Raw genomic sequence first — 16686 nt, forward strand, 5'->3', positions numbered from 1 at the left:
AGCCACCCACGACTCCCCGCCCGCCCACGAGACCGCACAGCCGGCACAGCCCCCCACCCCCGCCGAGGGCCCCGACCTTGCCGAGAGCCCCGATCTTCTCGAACGTCCCGAGACCGCCGCCCGTCCCGAGACCGCCGAGCAGGCCGGCCCCGTCGTACGCACCGCGACCGTCGTCCCGACCGAGCCCCGCAAGTCGTCGATGTTCAGTTCCCTGCGCATCCGTAACTACCGGCTCTTCTTCCTCGGCCAGGTCGTCTCCAACACCGGCACCTGGATGCAGCGCATCGCCCAGGACTGGCTGGTGCTCAGCCTGACCGGCTCCTCCACCGCCGTCGGTGTCACCACGGCGCTGCAGTTCCTGCCGATGCTGCTGTTCGGCCTGTACGGCGGCGTCCTCGTGGACCGTCTGCCCAAGCGCCCGACGCTGCTCGTCACCCAGTCGTCGATGGGAGCCACCGCCCTGGTCCTGGCCCTCCTGACCCTGACCGGGCACGTCCAGGTCTGGCACGTCTACCTGGCCGCCTTCGCCGTCGGACTGGCCACGGTCGTCGACAACCCGGCCCGGCAGTCCTTCGTCTCCGAGATGGTCGGCCCGAAGCAGTTGCAGAACGCGGTCAGCCTGAACTCGGCGAACTTCCAGTCCGCCCGCCTGGTCGGCCCCGCCGTCGCCGGTGTCCTGATCACCGGCGTGGGCACGGGCTGGGCCTTCCTGTTCAACGGCCTGTCCTTCGTCGCGCCCCTCGCCGGCCTGGTGTTGATGCGCGCCCGTGAGCTGCACGTCGTGGAGCGCGCACCGCGCGGCAAGGGCCAGTTGCGCGAGGGCCTGCGCTATGTCGCCGGACACCCGGAGCTGATCTGGCCCATCGTGCTGGTCGGGTTCATCGGCACCTTCGGCTTCAACTTCCCCGTGTGGCTCTCGGCCTACGCGGACGACGTCTTCCACGCGGGCGCCGGCGCCTACAGCCTCTTCAACACCCTGATGGCGATCGGCTCCCTCACCGGCGCGCTGCTGGCCGCCCGCCGCGGCACGGCCCGGCTGCGCATGCTGATCGCGGCGGCGACACTCTTCGGCACGCTGGAGATCGTCGCGTCCGGGGCGCCGTCCCTGTGGCTGTTCTCGCTGCTGATGGTGCCGATGGGGATCGCCGGCCTCACGGTGAACGTCACGGCGAACACGGCCGTCCAGATGGGCACGGACCCGGCGATGCGCGGCCGCGTCATGGCCCTGTTCATGATGGTCTTCATGGGCGGTACGCCGATCGGAGCGCCCGTGGTCGGCTGGATCACGGACGTGTACGGTGCCCGGATCGGCTTCGCCGCGGGCGGCCTGATCTCGGCCGCGGCCGCGGCGACCGTCGGCCTGATCCTGGCCCGGACGAGCGGCCTGCGCCTGGCGGTGGGCTGGCACCGGGGGCACCCGCGGGTGCGGTTCGTGCCACGCGAGGAGCCGGTGACGGCCTGAGGGCGCGTCGGTCGGCCTGAGCCGGGCGGTGACGGACTGAGGAGTCGGGGGCGCCCGGGTGGACGCCCCCGCGCGGGCGGCAGCCGGTGTGGCCGGGAGGCGCCATCCCTGCGAGGGTGAGGTCATGAGGTTGTTCGCCGCAGTGCTGCCGCCCCCCGACGTGCTCCGGGAACTGGCCTTTGTGGTACGGGAGTTGGAGGGGCTGCCGGGGGCGCGAGGACTGCGCTGGACGGAACGTCCGGCCTGGCACTTCACGCTCGCCTTCTACGGCGAGGTGGCCGAGGACGTCGTACCGGACCTCTCGGAGCGGCTGGCCAGGGCGGCCCGGCGCACCGAGCCCTTCCCGCTGGCCGTGTCCGGGGGCGGGCGCTTCGGGGACCGGGCACTGTGGGTCGGCGCGTCCGGGGACGTGGGGGCGCTCAGGCTGCTCGCCGGCCGTGTGGAGTCCGCGGCGCGGAAGGCGGGCCTGGAGGCGGGGGAGCACCGCCCCTACCGCCCGCATCTGACCCTGGCCCGCGGCCGGGGCACGGCGGACTTCCGGCCCTATGTGGCGGCACTGCGGGAGTTCGCCGGCAGCGAGTGGACGGTCGCCGACCTGGCCCTCGTCCGCAGTCACCTGCCGAGGTCGGGGATGCCGGGGGAGCAGCCCCGCTACGAGACGGTGGAGCGGTGGGGGCTCGGCGCGGGGGAGTGACGAGGTCCGGTTACGCTCGATACGTGGACCCGAAGACCCGTAACCGGATCATGGCCGGTGTACTCGTGCTGATGTTCGCCGTGGTGGCGCTGGCGGCGGCGGTCCGGAAGTAGATCCCGCATCCGGGGCGGAGCGGGGGAGGCGCCCCGGGCCGGGCGTTCCCCGGCCCGCGGACACCACCCACGACCCTCGCGGGTTACCAGGCGAACGCCTCCGGAGACGGACCCGGACCGGGGAAGATCTCCTCCAGGCCGGCGAGGACCTCCTCCGACAGCTCCAGCTCCACCGCCCTGATCGCCGAGTCCAGCTGCTCGGCGGTGCGCGGGCCGACGATCGGGCCCGTGACGCCCGGGCGGGTCAGCAGCCAGGCCAGGGCCGCCTCACCGGGCTCCAGGCCGTGCTTCTCCAGCAGCTCCTCGTAGGACTGGATCTGCGCCCGGACCGCGGGGTCCTTGAGCGCGTCGGCGGTCCGGCCGCCGGCCCGGCGTCCGCCCTCGGCCTCCTTCCTGACGACACCGCCCAGCAGTCCGCCGTGCAGCGGCGACCACGGGATGACCCCGACGCCGTAGTCCTGCGCGGCCGGGATGACCTCCATCTCGGCGCGGCGCTCGAAGAGGTTGTACAGGCACTGCTCGCTGACCAGCCCCAGGGAGCCGACCCGGGCGGCGGTCTCGTTGGCCTGGGCGATCTTGTAGCCGGGGAAGTTGCTGGAGCCGACGTACAGGATCTTGCCCTGCTGCACCAGCACGTCCAGGGCCTGCCAGATCTCCTCGAAGGGAGTGTTCCGGTCGATGTGGTGGAACTGGTAGAGGTCGATGTAGTCGGTCTGGAGGCGCTTGAGGCTGGCGTCGACCGCCCGCCGGATGTTCACCGCGGAGAGCTTGTCGTGGTTGGGCCAGGGGGTGGCGCCGTCCGGGGCCATGTTGCCGTACACCTTGGTGGCGAGCACGACCTTGTCGCGCCGCTCGCCGCCCTTGGCGAACCAGTTGCCGATGATGGTCTCGGTACGGCCCTTGTTCTCGCCCCAGCCGTACACGTTGGCGGTGTCGAAGAAGTTGATCCCCGCGTCCAGGGCCGCGTCCATGATCGTGTGGCTGTCGGCCTCCTCGGTCTGCGGACCGAAGTTCATGGTCCCGAGAACGAGCCTGCTGACCTTGAGTCCCGTGCGTCCGAGCTGCGTGTACTTCATGAGTGCCCAGCCAACGGTGTGGAGTGCGCTCTAGGCAAGGGGGGTTGGGCGACGGGCCGGGTCAGTCGCGGGGGAACTCGTCGGTCGTGAGGGTGAGGCCGAGTGGGGTGGTGGTCATGTCGACGTCGGTTCCGAAGGCGACGGACAGTTCGCTGAGGTACTCGCCGTCCTTGGGCCGGGAGTAGAAAGGACGGTCATCGTGGCGCTTCTCCCCGGCCGCCCTCCGCACGAGTGCAGCCGCGCAGTACAACGATGCGTACGGTGACCACGGCACGCCGGAATTCGGTCAGCTTGTTCCGGGCGAGTACGGTTGTCCGACCCCCCACGCCTCCCACATCGCCCCCGCGAACGCCTCCGCGATCTTGTGCTCGCCGCAGGCGTTCGGGTGCGTGCCGTCGTACGTGTCGACGTGGATGTCGTACGACGGCGGCGGCGAGGCCGGCAGGATCGGCGACCGGGGCTCGTCCAGCTCGGCCACCGTCTTCGCCAGGAGCTCGTTGAAGAGGGCCACCTGGGCCCCGAAGGGCGCGTCCGTCGCCGCCCGGATGTTCGGGATCACCGGGAGCAGGACCATCCCGACGCGTGGGTTGGCGCTCCGCGCCTCGGTCACGAAGCGGTGCACGTTCTCCGCCGTTTGTTCCGCGTTCGTGTAGAAGCCCAGGTCGATCAGTCCCAGGGAGATCAGCAGCACGTCCGCCCGGGACGTGCGGATCGCGTCCGCGATCAGCGGCACCATGTGCAGCCAGCCCTCGCCCCAGCCCGCCAGATGGGCGCGCGGGAAGTCGGGTTCGGCGTAGGCGTATGACGTCGGCGCCTCGGCCGCCTTGTCGTACAGCGTCTCGCGCGGACCGACGAGCGTGCACGGGCCGCCGTACGTCGTGCACAGATGCCGCCACAGCCGGTAGCGCCATGTGTGTTCGCCCGCGCTGCCGATCGTCATGGAGTCGCCCACGGGCATGAACCTGAGCATCCGCTCATTATGGGGGGTCGGTGGCGGGGGGCGCCCTCGCCCCCACTCCCGCCGGAACGCCGGCGGCGGATGGCAGGTTTGGCGCATGCGTCGATCGTTCGCGTTCCTCTCCGGGGCCCTTCTCGTCGGTGCGCTCGCGCTCGACGCGCCCGTGCCCGCGTCCGCCGACGGCGGCGGCTTCACCATCGAGGACCCGCGGATCACCGAGTCGAGCGGGCTCGCCGCCTCGCGCCTCCACCCGGGCATCTACTGGACGCACAACGACAGCGGCGACGGCCCGTACCTCTACGCGGTGGACGGCCGCACCGGACGGACGGTGGCCACCCTCACCCTCCGCGGCATCGGCACGCCCCGTGACGTGGAGGCCATCTCCATCGGCCCGGGGAACCAGATCTACCTGGGCGACATCGGCGACAACCTCGGCGGCACGTGGCCGTACGTGTGGATCTACAAGCTGCCCGAGCCGAAGGTGCTCGAGGACCGGACGGTCCGCGCAGCCCAGTACGTCGTGAAGTACGCGGACGGGCCCAGGGACGCCGAGTCCCTGCTGGTCCACCCGAAGACCGGGCGCGTCTACATCATCGACAAGAAGGAGGACGGCGGCCACCTGTACGAGGGCCCGGCCAGGCTGTCCGCCACGGGGACGAACGTCTTCCGGCCCATCGCCGCCGTCGACCTGTGGGCCACCGACGCCGCCTTCTCGCCCGACGGCGAACAGCTCGCCGTGCGCGGCTACTTCGGCGGCATCGCGTACGCGTGGAACGGCGGGAGGATCAAGAAGCAGACCCGCCTCGACGTCCCCCTGCAGCGGCAGGGCGAGTCGGTCACGTATACGCTCGACGGCTCGAAACTCCTGTACGGCAGCGAGGGCGCGGACAGCCCGGTGCAGCCGGGCGAGGTGCCCGGTCGCCGGGGCGAGTCGCCGTCACGGAAAGGGAGTGCGCAGACGGGAGCGGGCAGCGGCTCACCGCTGCACGCGGACTACAGGACCGGCGCCCTGGTCCTCGTCGTCGGCCTGGCCCTGGTCCTGGGCCTCAAACGACTGCTCCGCAAGGGGTGAAGCGGTCGTGGCGCGTTGGTTCCCCGGGTGGTGCGCGGTGATGGCGGCGCTCCCCTACGTTCCGGGCCGCGCCTCCCCGCGAAGGTCGTTTTCGACCGGCACCGGCGGGACTCGGGCGGGCGGTCGGCGCTGTGGTACACGGCGTCGGTCCGGAGCCGACTGGTCGTCCTCGACCGGCTGAACGCGGTGCGGCCGTGACCGCGGTGACCGCCGCCCGCAACGGCAGCGTCCCGGTGGGCGGTTCGGGGAGCTTCGGGTTCGGGGCCGCGCCCGGGGGCGGCGGTGTGCCGGGCATGAGCTGTACGGCGATGTGAGGCGGTCTGCTCCGGCCCGGGGGCTGTCCACCGGGCGTTCTGTCGGTGAAAGCGCACGGGTGGGCCTGAGGTGCCATGAAAACGGACCGCACGTGCCGCCACCGGCAACCCGGGATGCGGGCCCGGCGCCGCCGTTCCGAAACGTCGCGGTGGTTCCACGAGCGAAGGGCGCCCGGTGGCCACCGGGCGCCCCATCGTTCTCCGCGACGAAAATCCCTACAGCTTCTCGATCACGTAGTCGACGCACTTCGTCAGTGCCTCGATGTCCGTCGGCTCGATCGCCGGGAACATCGCGATGCGGAGCTGGTTGCGGCCGAGCTTGCGGTACGGCTCGGTGTCGACGATGCCGTTGGCGCGCAGCACCTTGGCGACGGCGACGGCGTCGATCTCGTCGGTGAAGTCGATCGTGCCGATGACCTGCGAACGCTTGGCGGGGTCGGCGACGAACGGGTTGGCGTACTTGATGTCCTCGGCCCAGCCGTACAGCGTGCGCGCCGAGGTGGCCGTGCGGCGGACCGCCCAGTCCAGGCCGCCCTGGCCGTTCATCCACTCGAGCTGCTCGTTGAGGAGGAACAGGGTGGCCAGGGCCGGGGTGTTGTACGTCTGGTTCTTGCGGGAGTTGTCGATCGCCGTGGGGAGGCTGAAGAACTCCGGGATGTGGCGGCCGGAGGCGTGGATGCGCTCGGCGCGCTCGATCGCGGCCGGGGAGAACACGCCGATCCACAGGCCGCCGTCGGAGGCGAAGGACTTCTGCGGGGCGAAGTAGTAGACGTCCGTCTCGGCGACGTCCACCGGCAGGCCTCCGGCGCCGGAGGTGGCGTCGACCAGGACCAGGGCACCCTCGTCGGCACCCTCGACCCGCTTGATGGGCATGGCGACACCGGTCGACGTCTCGTTGTGCGTGAAGGCGTAGACGTCGACGCCCGCCTCGGCCTGCGGCTCGGGGTGGGTGCCGGGGTCGGTGGCGATGACGGTGGGCTCGGCGAGCCAGGGGGCGAGCTTGGCGGCCTTGGCGAACTTGGAGGAGAACTCGCCGAAGCTGAGGTGCTGCGACTTGTTCTCGATCAGCCCGTGCGTCGCGATGTCCCAGAACGCGGTGGAGCCGCCGTTGCCGAGGACGACCTCGTAGCCGTCGGGCAGCTGGAACAGCTCACGGATACCCTCGCGCACCTTGCCGACCAGGTTCTTGACCGGTGCCTGGCGGTGGGACGTGCCGAGCAGGGAGCTACCCGTCGCGGCGAGGGCTCCCAGCGCCTCGACCCGCACCTTGGAGGGACCCGCGCCGAAACGACCATCCGCGGGCTTGATGTCGTCAGGAATCTGGATGTCAGCCACGGACGGAGCGTAGCCGCTGGAGTAAACCCGGGCGAAACGTGGTCCGTCGGGTGAGACGGGGTGTCGCCCGAGGGGGTGAACCCGCCTCGCGTGAACCCGCCCCGCCGCGCGGGCGCTGCGCACCGCGGAGGCGTACCGCGTCTCGGTCGTTCCCACGATCGTCGTCAACGACCGGCACCGCATCGAGGGCGTGCCGAACGCGGCCCGGCTGCGCAAGGCGGTTCTCGACGAACAGGCCTCCCCGGCCGTCATCCAGGGCCACGCCTGCGGGATCGACGGCTGCCGAACCGCGGCGAGGGCCACAGGACCGCAGCAGCTCCGAGCCACCGCCCACCGTTCCGAAGGCCGGTGCGTGGTGACCGCTTCCCGGAACACTCCGGGAAGCCCGACGGACGGCCCGGAATCCCCCGACGGGCCGTCCGTCTCGGTCTGTCCGCACACCGCTCCCACGAGGAAGCGGAGCCGTCCGCCGGATCCGCGAGATCCGCCACCACTGCCGCACGGTCCGACGGCCACGCCGCTCCACCGGCCCGTCGCCCGCCCGCCGCATCAGCCTGCCCGGCCGTGAGGACGAGGACGTGGGCCGGAGCGGGGGTCCGGGGCGCCGTTTCCAGGGACGGGCGGCAGCGGCGAGGAACCCCTGGCTCAGCCCTCCAGCCGTACCGGCAGCTCGAACAGGTCGTTCTGCGTCACCACCGGCTTGTTGCGCAGCTCGCTCGCCGGGACCGCCAGCTCCAGGTCCGGGAACCGGGCGTACAGGGCCGGCAGCGCCACCCCCGCCTCCAGGCGGGACAGCGCCGCCCCGGGGCACACATGCGGACCGTGGCCGAAGGAGATGTGCCGGTTCTTCGTGTCCCGGGTGATGTCGAAGACGCCCGCACCGGGCCCGTGCGCCTTCTCGTCCCGCCCGATCGCCCCGTACGACACGATCAGCGCGTCCCCCGCCGGGATGACCCCGTCGCCCACCGGGACGTCCTCCGTCGCGAAGCGGATCAGCACATGGGAGGTGGGTGTGGAGTAGCGCAGGGTCTCCTCGATCACCGCCGGCCACTCCACCGCGCCGGAAAGGACCAGCGCCCGCTGCTCGGGGTGCGTCGACAGGTTGACCACCGCGTTGACGATGAGCGAGATCGTCGTCTCGTGGCCCGCCGCCACCATCAGCTGCAGCGTGGAGACGATCTCCTCGTCCGTCAGACGGTCGCCGTCCTCCGAGGCCAGGACCAGCGCGGAGGTCAGGTCGTCGCCCGGTGCGGCACGCTTCGCCGCCACCGTGTCCGCCATGATCCCCGCCAGCTCGGTGAGCGTCGCGACGACCTCCTCGGGCGGCGTCTGCGTGGAGAAGAACTTCTCGAACAGTTCCTTCAGCCGCGGCAGCCGGGACTCCCGGATGCCCATCAGGTCCGCGATGACGTACATCGGCAGCGGATACGCGAACTCCGCCTTGAGGTCGACCACCGAACCGTCCGTGGGCAGCCGGCCCAGCAGGTCCTCGGTCAGTTTGGTGATGCGGTCCCGCAGCTCCTCCACCCGGCGCGGGGTGAGCGCCTGCGCGACGAGCGTGCGCAGCCGCCGGTGGTCGGCGCCGTCCACGGTGAGCATGGACCGGCCGGGGTTGGCGAGGCCGATCAGCGGCCAGTCGGGGGCGATCTCGCCGCGCTGCCAGGCGCCCCACACGTTGATGTCCTTCACCAGCCGGGGGTCGGTGAGCAGTTGCCTGGCCTCGGCGTGGTGGGTGACGGCCCATACGGGAACGCCGCCGGGCAGTACCACGGCGGCGAGCGGTCCCGCCTCCCTGAGCCGGGCGCTCTCGGCGTCCAGGTCGCAGACGAAGGGATCCAGCGCTATGGGGGCTCTGTCGGTAGTGGTCATGCGAAAGCGCTTCCAACCGCAGGGGTGGGCGCAAACCTCACCGGGAGCGCCGTCAGCCCCCGCAGCCATGGCGACGGACGCCGCGTCAACTCCGTGGCAGGGACGGCGAGATCGATGTCCGGCAGCCGGTCGAGCACCACCTCGATGCCCGTCCGCGCGATCACCTCCGCCACCTCCTGAGCCGGGAACGGGCACCGGTGCTCACCGTGCCCGAAGGAGAAGTGCGCGTTGTTGCCGCCGGTCAGCGCGGCGCCGTCGGTGCGGACCTGGGGATCGCTGTTGGCGCCCTGGAGACCGAGCAGCAGCAGGTCCCCGGCGCGGATGTGCCGGCCGCCGAGGCGGGTGTCGCGGGACGCCCAGCGGCCCGCGACGTTCTGCGTGGGGGTGTCCTCCCACAGCACCTCGTTCATGGCCTCGGCGACGCTGTTGCGCCCGCCGAAGAGGGAGGCGGCGAAGCGTTCGTCGGTCAGCATCAGGCGCAGCGAGTTGCCGATCCAGTCCGCGGTCGGCTGGTGGCCCGCCGCCATCATCACCATCAGGTCCTGGACGATCTCTTCGTCGGTGAAGCCGCTCTCGTCCGCGAGCATCCGCGACACCACGTCCTCGGCCGGGTGGTCCCTGCGGTCGGCGACCAGCGCCGTCATGGAGCCGGCCAGACGGGTCTGGCCCGCGATCGCCCGCTCCCGTCCGTCGATCATGTGGTTGAGGGCGGTGACCAGTCCCGGACCCTGTTCCTCCGCGAAGCCGTAGAGGGTGGCGAGGACCCGTACGGGCAGCAGCATCGCGTACTGCGCGACCAGGTCCGCCTCACCCTTGTCGCTCACCGCGTCGATCAGCTCGTCCGCGAACCGCTCGGCGTGCCGGCGCAGTTCGAACGGATCCACGGCCTCCAGTGCGCCACTGATCATCGCGGCGCGCTCGCGGTGGCGTTCACCGACGGTGTAGAGGATCGACGGCTGCCTGCGGCCGATCATCGGCAGCAGCGGCCAGTCGTCGGGGATGTCGTCCCAGCGGTTCCACAGGTCGGAGTCGCGGCTGAACAGCGCCGGATCGCCGGTCACCTGGTGCAGTTCGCGGTAGCCGAGCACCAGCCACGCCGGGATGCCGCCGTCGAGCAGCACCGGGGCGACGGCGCCGTGCTCGCGCCGTATCTCCCGGTACAGGGCGGCGGGTTCGGTCTGGAACCTCGGCCCGCTCAGGGGCACGGGGGCGGGGGTCACACCAGCTCCTGTTCGGACGGTCGGGGTGCTCGGGACTGCTCGGGTGCGGACGGGTGCGCGGCGTGGTGCCGCCGCACATGCTCGACCAGCGTGATCAGGACCTGCTTTCCGGACTCGCGGGAGCGCGCGTCGCAGTCGATCAGCGGCACGTGCGGGCCCAGGTCGAGGGCCCTGCGGACGGCGTCCGGCGTGTGCGGAGGGCCACCGAAGTCGTTGCGGGCGACGACGAACGGCGTGCCCTGCCGCTCCAGGCGGTCGATGGCGTACCAGGAGTCGTCGATCCGGCGGGTGTCGACGAGGACGACCGCGCCCAGCGTGCCGGAGAACAGCCGGTCCCACAGGAACCAGAACCGCTCCTGCCCCGGCGCGCCGAACAGGTACAGCACGTTGTGCGCGTCCAGCGTGATGCGGCCGAAGTCGAAGGCGACGGTCGTCGCGGACTTGCCGTGCACTCCCCTGAGGTCGTCGACGCCCTCGCCGGCCCGGGTCATGGTCTCCTCGGTGGAGAGCGGGCGGATCTCGCTCACCGAGCGGACCAGGGTCGTCTTGCCGACGCCGAAGCCGCCGACGACCACGATCTTCAGGCCGTTGTCGGCCCGGGCACCCAGCGGAGTGCGGGTGTCAGAGGTTGCGGAGTCCAACGAGCACCTTGTCCAGGACGTCGGGATCGGGAAGGGCGGCGGTGCGCGGGTGGCGGGCGCTGACGCGGCCGGCCGCGTGGAGGTCGGAGAGCAGGATCCGGGTGATGCTCACCGGCAGCCGCAGCTCGGCGGCGATCTCCACGACCGCAGTGGGCCGCTCGCACATCCGCAGGATCGCGGCGTGCTCGGACTGCATGCCGGGCACCGGTTCGCACTCGGCGACCACGAGCGTCACCAGGTCGAACCGGGCGGCCGAGTCGGACCGGACGCGCCCCCCGGTGAGGGTGTACAGCCGGTCGGGCGCGTCGTCCCTGCCGGGGCGGCTCATGAGGTCCGCGGTTCGGCGGTCAGGTGCTCCCCGAGCTGCTCCACGAGTTCGCTCATGTGGTGCCCGACCAGCCCGGCGTCCGCGTCCTCGTCGGTGACCAGCGCCAGGTGGGCGCCCTCGCCGGCCTCCACGATGAACAGGACCCCGCCGTAGAACTCGGCCATCGCCGAGCGCACGCCGCCGCTGCCGTCGCCGAACTCCACGGACGCGCCGTGGGACAGCGACTGGATGCCGGCGGCGATCGCGGCCAGCTGGTCCGCCTGGTCGACGGACAGTTCCGGGGTGGGGCAGAGTTTCAGCCCGTCCCGCGAGAGCACCAGCGCGTGCCGGGCCCCGGGTGTGCGCTCCAGCAGCCCCTCGAGGAGCCAGGTGAGCCTCTCGTCGGCGGTCGTGGTGCCGGTCATGAAGTGGTGTCGCCTTCCGGGTGCGGGCGGTGGGGCGCCCGGGCGGGCTCGGGCGTGGGGGCGTCGGCTTCCGGGGCCGGGTTCTCCCGTACGGCTTCGGGGGCGGGGCCGGTGGGGGCGGGTCCGGCGGCGGGTTCGGGGGTGGTCGGTCCGGTGGGGGTCGGTCCGGGGGTGGTCGGTCCGGTGGGGGCTGGTCCAGGGGTGGACGGCCCGGGGGTGGACGGCCCGGTGGGGGCCGGTTGCGCCGACGTGGCGCGGACCGCCCGGCGGAAGCTGCTGAAGCGGGCGGCGCGCGCCCTGGCGTCCTCGGGGGTGCGCGGTTCGCGTTCGGGGCGGTCCGCGGCGTGGGCGCGCCCCCGTTCGGCGGCGGCGAGCGCCTGACCGCGGCGGCGCCGGGGCAGACCGCCGCTGTCGCTGTCCTGCGACCTCGGGGACTGGTGGGTCGGCACCGGGTCGGGGTCGAGGTCCTCGGCGGCGCGGGCGGCGGCGTACGACGGCCGGTGCTCGGGGGCGGCGACCACGGGCGTCTGGGCGACCCGGGCGGCCCCGGAGGCCGGTTCCGGAACGGGGGCGGGGGCCGGGGCGGGTGCGGCGGCCTGCGGCGGTACCGGCTGGGCCAGGATCTCCTGCGGGATCAGCACCAGCACGCCGGTGCCACCGCGCGCCGAGGGCCGGAAGGACACCTTCAGACCGTGCTTGCGGGAGAGCCGACCGACGACCGCGAGGCCGAGCCGGGTGCCGGTCAGGCCGCCGAGTTCGGCGATGTCGCCGGAGACGGCGCGTTCGGCCCGGCGCAGCTGCACGTCGCCCATGACGAGGCCCGCGTCCTCCACGGAGACGATGACCCCGGCCGGCACGTCCTCGACGTAGACGTGCACTTCGGCGGTCGGCGGCGAGAAGTTCGCGGCGTTGTCGAGGAGTTCGGCGAGCGCGTGCATCACGCCCTCGGCGGCGTGTCCGGAGACGGCGGCCCGGCTGGAGGAGTGGACGCGGACCCGCTGGTAGCCGGCGATGCGGCCCATCGCCCCGCGCAGGAGGGACTCCATGCCGATGGGGCGCGCCCAGCGGCGGCCGGAGCGGGCGCCGGCGAGGACGGCGACGGAGTCGGCCAGGCGGCCCGCCTGCGCGGTGCGGTGGTCGAGGTGGAGGAGGTCGGCGAGGACGTCCTCGTCGCTGTGCTTCTCCTCCATGGCGCGCAGGTCGGCGAGCGTGCCGGTGGCCAGTGCCTGCATGCGTCCGGCGACGTTGGCGGTGACGGAGACGGCCGCGTCACGCGCGTTCGAGGCCTGGCGCAGGCGCTGGGCGAGACGCCGGTTGTCCTCGGTGAGCCGGGTGACGTCGGCGGTGAGGGCGTCACGCTCCCGGGCGAACTCCTCCATGTGCGCGGTGCGTTCCCGCTCGAACTCGTCGGTGAGGCGGGTGCGCTCGCGTCCGGACTCCTCGGCGAGCCGGGCCCTGTCCCGCTCGAACTCCTCGGTCAGCCGCACCCGTTCCTCGATGAAGCCGTCCGTGAGCCGGGCCCGCTCCTTGCTGAACTCCTCGGCGAGCCGCGCGCGTTCCTGCAGCAGCCGGGTCGCGTCCTGGGTCAGGGCGTCCAGGCGGCGGCGCGCCAGGGCGGCCGACCGGACTCCGTGGGCGGCCAGCGCCGCCGCCACGCACAGCACCAGGGTGGCGGCGGCGCCGCCCCAGGCGAGGGGGACGCGGACCGCCTGGGGAGCCGCCAGCACCGCGGCGGCGACGGCGAGACCCGACACCGCTGCGGTGACCAGGGGTGCGGGGGCGACGGCGCGGAGGGCGGGCCGTTCGCCGGGCGGTATGGGGACGGTCATGAAGGGTGTCCTCGGTCGGCCTCGGTCATGTTCATGGCGTATGCGTTACGCAGGGCCGGGACGAGCAGCGACCCTTGGTGCTCAATCAGTGGTCGATATAAGAGTGATTGGGCGTCACTATAGGTGAGTTACGGGTGTGTCTGTGATCGGAACGCGACGGTTCGGATTCGGATCCGGTCATGCGCGCGCTGTGCGACCGCCTCGCGCCCGCAGTCGCCGCTGTCGCGCTTCCGTCATCGCCGCGCCGCGCCCGCAGTCGCCGCTGCTGCGCTTCCGCCATCGCCGCGCCGCGCCCGCAGTCGCCGCTGCTGCGCTTCCGCCATCGCGCCGCCGCGCCCGCAGTCGCCATCGCCCCGCGCCCGCCATCGCCCCCGCAGCCGCCAGCGCCCTGTCACCCCGGCAGCAGCGCCCTGTCACCCCGGCAGCCACCGTCCCGGGAAACGGCTCCGGTGTGCCCCCGGGCGGTCACTGTCAGTGCCGGCAGGCATGCTGGTGGCATGACGGATCGCGGGGTGCGAGGGCAGCGGGCGGCGGGCGTCGACGCCGACGTCGGTGCGCTGCGGCGGGAACTGCGTGCGGCGGTGCGCGGTGCGGTCGGGTTCGACACGACCGCGCGGGCGCTGCACACCATGGACGCGTCCAACTACCGGCGCGTCCCGCTCGGCGTGGTCGCGCCCCGGGACGCGGACGACGTGGCGGCGGCGCTGGCCGTGTGCCGGACGCACGGCGTGCCGGTCGTCGCCCGCGGCGGCGGCACGTCGATCGGCGGGCAGGCGACGGGCACGGGCGTGGTGCTCGACTTCACCCGGCACATGAACCGGATCGTGTCCCTGGACCCCGAGGCGCGGACGGCCGTGGTGCAGCCGGGCCTCGTCCTGGACCGCCTCCAGGAGGCCGCCGCCCCGCACGGCCTGCGCTTCGGGCCGGACCCCTCCACCCACGCCCGCTGCACGCTGGGCGGAATGATCGGCAACAACGCGTGCGGCTCCCACTCGGTGGCCTGGGGCACGACGGCGGACAACGTCCGGGAGCTGTCGGTGCTCACCGCGCGGGGCGAGGCGCTGACCCCGGGCCGGGACTGGAAGGGCGCCCCCGAGGGTCTGCGAGGGCTGGTGGAGGGCGAGTTGGCGCTCCTGCGCACCGGTTTCCCGTCCCTCCCGCGCCGTATCTCCGGATACGCGCTGGACGCGCTGCTGCCGGAGAAAGGGGGGAACGTGGCCCGCTCCTTCTGCGGCTCCGAGGGCACGCTGGGCGTCCTGACAGAGGCGGTCGTCCGCCTGGTCGAGGCACCCCGCGCGCGTGCCCTCGCCGTGCTGGGATACGCGGACGAGACGGCGGCGGCCCAGGCCGCGGCCGGGCTGCTGCCCCTCGGCCCGATGACGGTGGAGGGCATGGCCGCCGATCTCGTACCACCGTCGGCGGGGCTGCCGCGCGGTGGCGCCTGGCTGTTCGTGGAGGCGGGCGGCGGTGGCGAGGCGGAGGCACGCGCGCGTGCGGAGGCGATCGTCCGGGCCGCCGACGTCACGGACGCCCTGGTGGTCACGGCCCCGGCGGCGCAGCGCGCCCTGTGGCGCCTGCGGGAGGACGCGAGCGGTACGGCGACCCGCATGCCGGACGGAACGGAAGCCTGGCCGGGCTGGGAGGACTGCGCGGTGCCGCCGCCCCGACTCGGCGACTACCTCCGGGACTTCCGCCGCCTCCTGGCCGACCACGGTCTGCGCGGCACCCCGTACGGCCACTTCGGGGACGGCTGCATCCACGTCCGTATCGACTTCGACCTGCTGACCGAGGAGGGCGTCGCCCGCTTCCGCCGCTTCTCCGAGGACCTCGCGGATCTGGTCGTCGCCCATGGCGGTTCGCTGTCGGGCGAGCACGGCGACGGGCAGGCGCGCGCCGAGCTGCTGCCGAAGATGTACGGGCCCGACCTGGTCGCCCTCTTCGCCCGCGCCAAGGGCCTGTGGGACCCGGACGGCCTGCTCAACCCCGGCATGCTGGTCCGCCCGGCCCGCCTGGACGAGAACCTGAGGTTCGCGGTGCTGCCCCGGGAGCGCGTCGAGGTCGCTTTCGGCTATCCGGCGGACGGCGGCGACTTCTCGGCGGCGGTCCGCCGGTGCGTGGGCGTCGCCAAGTGCCGTACGACGACGGTGTCCGGCTCCTCGGTGATGTGCCCGTCGTTCCGGGCGACGGGCGCGGAGGAGCACTCCACCCGCGGACGGGCCCGGCTGCTGCACGAGATGCTGGCGGGCGAGGTGGTGAGAGACGGCTGGCGCTCCACGGAGGTCAGGGACGCCCTGGACCTGTGCCTCTCCTGCAAGGGCTGCCGCACGGACTGCCCGGTCGGCGTCGACATGGCCACGTACAAGGCGGAGTTTCTGCACCACCACTACACGGGCCGCCGCCGTCCGGCCGCGCACTACGCGATGGGGTGGCTGCCGCTGTGGCTGCGGGCGGTGGCCGGCACCCGCACGGCCCCGCTGGTCAACGCCCTGGCGTCGGCGGACCGGCCGGCGGCTTTGGTGAAGCGCCTGGGCGGGATCGCCCCGGAGCGCCGGCTCCCTCCGCTGGCGCGGGAGCCGTTCAGCCGATGGTGGCGGCGGACGGTCGGCGGACACCCACGGGCGAGAGGCCCCTTGGCGGTCCTCTGGCCCGACACCTTCACGGAGCACCTCTCGCCGTCCGTGGGCCGCGCGGCCGTACGGGTGCTGGAGGCGGCGGGTCTCCGGGTCGCCCTGCCGCCGGGACACCGTGGCCGGGTCTGCTGCGGCCTGACGTACGTCTCCACGGGCCAACTGGACCGCGCCCGCAAGGTCATGCGCCGCACCCTCGACCTGATGGACCCGGTGCTGGCGGCGGGCGCCCCGGTGGTCGTCCTGGAGCCGAGCTGCGCCGCCGCGCTGCGCACGGACCTGCCGGAACTGCTGCACGACGACCCGCGCGCACAGCGCCTGGCGGCGGCGGTGCTGACGTTCGCGGAGGCCCTGCGGAAGCACGCCCCCGGCTGGACCCCGCCCCGCCTCGACCGCCCGGCGACCGGCCAGACCCACTGCCACCAGCACGCGGTGCTCGGCGACGCCCCCGACCGCCGGCTGCGCGCGGCGGCGGGCCTGACCGGCGACCTGACGGGCGGCTGCTGCGGCCTGGCGGGCAACTTCGGCTTCGAGAAGGGCCACTACGACGTCTCGACGGCCTGCGCCGAGGACCGACTGCTCCCGGCCGTGCGCTCGGCCCCACCGGACGCGGTGGTCCTGGCGGACGGCTACTCCTGCCGCACCCAGCTGGAACAGCTGGCGGGCATCAGGGCACGGCACCTGGCGGAGGTACTGGCGGACGGCCTTGAAGGACCCGCACCCCTGGAGGAGGAGAAGTGAGCG

The 16686-nt window shown here is 73.1% G+C and carries 14 protein-coding genes; 4 read left to right on the forward strand and 10 right to left on the reverse strand.

The features are described from left to right. Positions 1 to 199 precede the first annotated feature (199 nt). Both AC5WS8_RS17925 and thpR read left to right on the forward strand, forming a co-directional pair. Complete coding sequence (locus tag AC5WS8_RS17925) at positions 200 to 1462, forward strand: MFS transporter (RefSeq protein ID WP_496104525.1); 1263 nt, start codon at positions 200 to 202, stop codon at positions 1460 to 1462. A gap of 124 nt (positions 1463 to 1586) precedes the next feature. Continuing rightward, positions 1587 to 2156 (forward strand): RNA 2',3'-cyclic phosphodiesterase, encoded by a 570-nt coding sequence (gene thpR / locus AC5WS8_RS17930; protein WP_496104392.1) that lies wholly within the window; start codon positions 1587 to 1589, stop codon positions 2154 to 2156. 196 nt (positions 2157 to 2352) lie between these two features. Here thpR and AC5WS8_RS17935 read toward each other — a convergent pair whose 3' ends face one another. The 3 genes from AC5WS8_RS17935 to AC5WS8_RS17945 form a co-directional block, all read right to left on the reverse strand. Beyond that, positions 2353 to 3345: an aldo/keto reductase gene (locus tag AC5WS8_RS17935; protein ID WP_496104393.1), complete on the reverse strand. Its 993-nt coding sequence runs from the start codon at positions 3343 to 3345 to the stop codon at positions 2353 to 2355. 61 nt (positions 3346 to 3406) lie between these two features. Beyond that, entirely contained in the window at positions 3407 to 3574 is a 168-nt protein-coding gene (locus AC5WS8_RS17940; protein ID WP_496104394.1) for a hypothetical protein, read from the reverse strand. A 57-nt stretch (positions 3575 to 3631) separates the two neighbouring features. Next, complete coding sequence (locus AC5WS8_RS17945; protein WP_496104395.1) at positions 3632 to 4315, reverse strand: SGNH/GDSL hydrolase family protein; 684 nt, start codon at positions 4313 to 4315, stop codon at positions 3632 to 3634. An 85-nt stretch (positions 4316 to 4400) separates the two neighbouring features. On the opposite strand from AC5WS8_RS17945, the gene AC5WS8_RS17950 reads away from it, so the two are divergent. Continuing rightward, positions 4401 to 5375, forward strand: a complete 975-nt coding sequence (locus AC5WS8_RS17950; RefSeq protein ID WP_496104396.1) for a WD40 repeat domain-containing protein — start codon at positions 4401 to 4403, stop codon at positions 5373 to 5375. A gap of 530 nt (positions 5376 to 5905) precedes the next feature. Here AC5WS8_RS17950 and serC read toward each other — a convergent pair. The 7 genes from serC to AC5WS8_RS17985 form a co-directional block, all read right to left on the reverse strand. Beyond that, positions 5906 to 7024 (reverse strand): phosphoserine transaminase, encoded by a 1119-nt coding sequence (gene serC, locus AC5WS8_RS17955; protein ID WP_496104397.1) that lies wholly within the window; start codon positions 7022 to 7024, stop codon positions 5906 to 5908. A gap of 645 nt (positions 7025 to 7669) precedes the next feature. After that, positions 7670 to 8893 (reverse strand): cytochrome P450 family protein, encoded by a 1224-nt coding sequence (locus AC5WS8_RS17960; RefSeq protein ID WP_496104398.1) that lies wholly within the window; start codon positions 8891 to 8893, stop codon positions 7670 to 7672. Then, a complete protein-coding gene (locus AC5WS8_RS17965) occupies positions 8890 to 10113 on the reverse strand; it encodes a cytochrome P450 (protein ID WP_496104399.1) in 1224 nt (407 codons plus the stop codon). Before AC5WS8_RS17965 ends, AC5WS8_RS17960 begins: the two co-directional genes overlap by 4 nt. After that, on the reverse strand, positions 10110 to 10754 hold the full coding sequence (locus AC5WS8_RS17970) for a GTP-binding protein (RefSeq protein WP_496104400.1): 645 nt from the start codon (positions 10752 to 10754) through the stop codon (positions 10110 to 10112). Before AC5WS8_RS17970 ends, AC5WS8_RS17965 begins: the two co-directional genes overlap by 4 nt. After that, positions 10735 to 11082 (reverse strand): DUF742 domain-containing protein, encoded by a 348-nt coding sequence (locus AC5WS8_RS17975; RefSeq protein ID WP_496104401.1) that lies wholly within the window; start codon positions 11080 to 11082, stop codon positions 10735 to 10737. Before AC5WS8_RS17975 ends, AC5WS8_RS17970 begins: the two co-directional genes overlap by 20 nt. After that, the gene (locus AC5WS8_RS17980) at positions 11079 to 11486 is read right to left on the reverse strand and encodes a roadblock/LC7 domain-containing protein (protein ID WP_496104402.1); all 408 of its coding nucleotides are present in this window, start codon (positions 11484 to 11486) and stop codon (positions 11079 to 11081) included. The genes AC5WS8_RS17975 and AC5WS8_RS17980 overlap by 4 nt, the downstream gene beginning before the upstream one ends. Continuing rightward, positions 11483 to 13315, reverse strand: a complete 1833-nt coding sequence (locus tag AC5WS8_RS17985; protein ID WP_496104403.1) for an ATP-binding protein — start codon at positions 13313 to 13315, stop codon at positions 11483 to 11485. Before AC5WS8_RS17985 ends, AC5WS8_RS17980 begins: the two co-directional genes overlap by 4 nt. 497 nt (positions 13316 to 13812) lie before the next feature. Here AC5WS8_RS17985 and AC5WS8_RS17990 point away from each other — a divergent pair, with 497 nt between their 5' ends. Continuing rightward, the gene (locus AC5WS8_RS17990) at positions 13813 to 16683 is read left to right on the forward strand and encodes an FAD-binding and (Fe-S)-binding domain-containing protein (RefSeq protein WP_496104404.1); all 2871 of its coding nucleotides are present in this window, start codon (positions 13813 to 13815) and stop codon (positions 16681 to 16683) included. The last annotated feature ends 3 nt before the right edge of the window (positions 16684 to 16686 follow it).

Source organism: Streptomyces sp. PTL18 (assembly GCF_059510295.1).

What these genes read in the sequence shown, in the direction of transcription:
- AC5WS8_RS17945 (WP_496104395.1), bottom strand. Translation starts at nt 4,315, where the DNA reads ATGCTCAGGTTCATGCCCGTGGGCGACTCCATGACGATCGGCAGCGCG.
- AC5WS8_RS17990 (WP_496104404.1), top strand. Translation starts at nt 13,813, where the DNA reads ATGACGGATCGCGGGGTGCGAGGGCAGCGGGCGGCGGGCGTCGACGCC.
- AC5WS8_RS17935 (WP_496104393.1), bottom strand. Translation starts at nt 3,345, where the DNA reads ATGAAGTACACGCAGCTCGGACGCACGGGACTCAAGGTCAGCAGGCTC.
- AC5WS8_RS17985 (WP_496104403.1), bottom strand. Translation starts at nt 13,315, where the DNA reads ATGACCGTCCCCATACCGCCCGGCGAACGGCCCGCCCTCCGCGCCGTC.
- AC5WS8_RS17980 (WP_496104402.1), bottom strand. Translation starts at nt 11,486, where the DNA reads ATGACCGGCACCACGACCGCCGACGAGAGGCTCACCTGGCTCCTCGAG.
- AC5WS8_RS17975 (WP_496104401.1), bottom strand. Translation starts at nt 11,082, where the DNA reads ATGAGCCGCCCCGGCAGGGACGACGCGCCCGACCGGCTGTACACCCTC.
- AC5WS8_RS17925 (WP_496104525.1), top strand. Translation starts at nt 200, where the DNA reads ATGTTCAGTTCCCTGCGCATCCGTAACTACCGGCTCTTCTTCCTCGGC.
- AC5WS8_RS17960 (WP_496104398.1), bottom strand. Translation starts at nt 8,893, where the DNA reads ATGACCACTACCGACAGAGCCCCCATAGCGCTGGATCCCTTCGTCTGC.
- thpR (WP_496104392.1), top strand. Translation starts at nt 1,587, where the DNA reads ATGAGGTTGTTCGCCGCAGTGCTGCCGCCCCCCGACGTGCTCCGGGAA.
- AC5WS8_RS17950 (WP_496104396.1), top strand. Translation starts at nt 4,401, where the DNA reads ATGCGTCGATCGTTCGCGTTCCTCTCCGGGGCCCTTCTCGTCGGTGCG.